General features: G+C 41.8%; 2 protein-coding genes and 1 pseudogene. All 3 read left to right on the top strand.

All coding sequences use genetic code 11. The features are described from left to right. On the top strand, nt 1-1,005 hold a 1,005-nt coding region (locus AC1DVJ_RS30805; protein WP_477596712.1), incomplete at its 5' end, for a DUF342 domain-containing protein. A gap of 19 nt (nt 1,006-1,024) precedes the next feature. Further along, entirely contained in the window at nt 1,025-1,345 is a 321-nt protein-coding gene (locus AC1DVJ_RS30800) for a hypothetical protein (protein ID WP_477596710.1), read from the top strand. 25 nt (nt 1,346-1,370) lie between these two features. After that, a pseudogene (locus AC1DVJ_RS30795) lies at nt 1,371-1,806 on the top strand (hypothetical protein); the annotation flags it as partial.

Here is a 1,806-nt window from a genome sequence, read left to right as displayed (position 1 = left end):
TCTGGCTCACCAGGTCGTGCAGTTACTGGGGAGACGCTCTTTACCAAAGCAGGCAAAGAAGCTAGATTTAAATTAGGTAAAAATGTTGTAACGGACGCTGAACAAATGGGGCTTTATGCAACCATTGATGGCATGGTGGTCCGAACTGATCGTGATAAAATTAATATTTTTCCCATTTACGAGATTAATGGAAATGTCGATTACAATGTTGGGAATATTGATTTTATCGGCACTGTTGTTATAAGAGGTAATGTACTTCCAGGCTTCAAAATTCGTGCAGCTGGCGACATTCGTGTAACTGGTGGAGTAGAAGCCGCGGAGCTTGAAGCAGAAGGATCGATAGATATATCAGCAGGTATTGTTGGGCAAAACAAAGCTTTCATCAAAGCAGGTGGAAATGTCAAAAGCTCTTTCATCCAAGACGCAACGATTGAAGCTGCAGGTGAATTAAATGTTTCTCAAAGTATCATGCATTCAACGGTGAGAGCTGGTAAAAGTGTCACTTGTGCGGGGGCCAAAGGTCTAATCGTTGGAGGAACCATTCAAGCTGGGGAACGAGTTACAGCAAGAACGATCGGAAACTCAATGTCAACGACAACGATTATTGAAGTAGGTGTACTTCCTGAGCTTCGTAATGAAATGATTCTACTTCGTAACCAGCTTAAGTCATTKATAGAGAATACTGAGAAATCAAGTAAAGCGCTTTCTTTGTTGGATCAATTAGCTGCGGCTGGACAGTTAAGTCCTGATAAGCTCGCAATGCGAATTAAACTCAATAATACCAAGAAGCAAGCCGTGGAAGAACAAGTTTCGATCAAGGAACGTATGCTGGAAATCGAGAAATCTCTTGAGGATTCTGAGAATGCCAAAGTCCAAGTCGTGTCTACGATTTATGGCGGAACGAAAATTGTAATTGGACGTTATACAAAATTTATTAAAGATCCAACGAACCGAATGACATTCCGATTAAGTGATGGTGATATAACAATGAGTGCAAACGTGTAAGTGAGGGAGGGAGTAGACGATGAGTTTTAAAGCCATCGATTTACAATTCGCTGTACACAAGAATGATGAGGCGGGTATCAAGCAAAATCAATTGATACAGAAACCGCGGCAGGATGGAACCATTTTAGAAAATCAAGCCACACAAACGACGGAACGTGATCGACAGCGGACAAGCAAACTCGAAGAGAGTGGGCGTTCAGATATCATGGATCGTCGTGAACAGAAGAAATCACAATTAGGAAAAAGTAAGGCGAGAGGGACACTAGAGAGTGCTTCATCGGACACTGAACACCACCCAGAGCATCCCTATAAAGGTCATCGTATTGACTTATCCCTCTAACTTGCTATAGAAAAAGGTGAACCCTATGGTTATGCAGCCGGTGCTATACGTCATCCTTCTTGGTCTTGTGATGATTGTTTATGCAAGATTTATACCGAAGGATCAGGCGACGGCTTCATCCGCTAAAGCAACGGTTGTGCAAGAAATCGAAGATACGATTGAACACTTCGCAGCTGAAATGGATGAACAAAATCAAGCAATGCTTGATCTGTTTTCAAAAACAAAGCAAGATTATGAAGTGGAACTTGCCAAATTAGCGGGTCGTTTGGAAACTTTAGAAAGACAAAAGCACGAACTGTCGAAAGAGCTCACGACCTTACATGTTAATCAGCAACCAACGCTTACAGCAAGTGAGATGCTTAGTGTTTTAAATAAGACTAATCAACAAGAAATTCTTACATCTACAAATGTACAAACGATAGCTCTTGAACCTCCTCCAGAAGAACCGGTCTATGTGGGTT

Source organism: Paenibacillus sp. P4_A9, assembly GCF_056402415.1.
The sequence above is the reverse complement of the archived record's forward strand: the minus strand, read 5'-3'. Positions and strand labels throughout refer to the sequence as shown.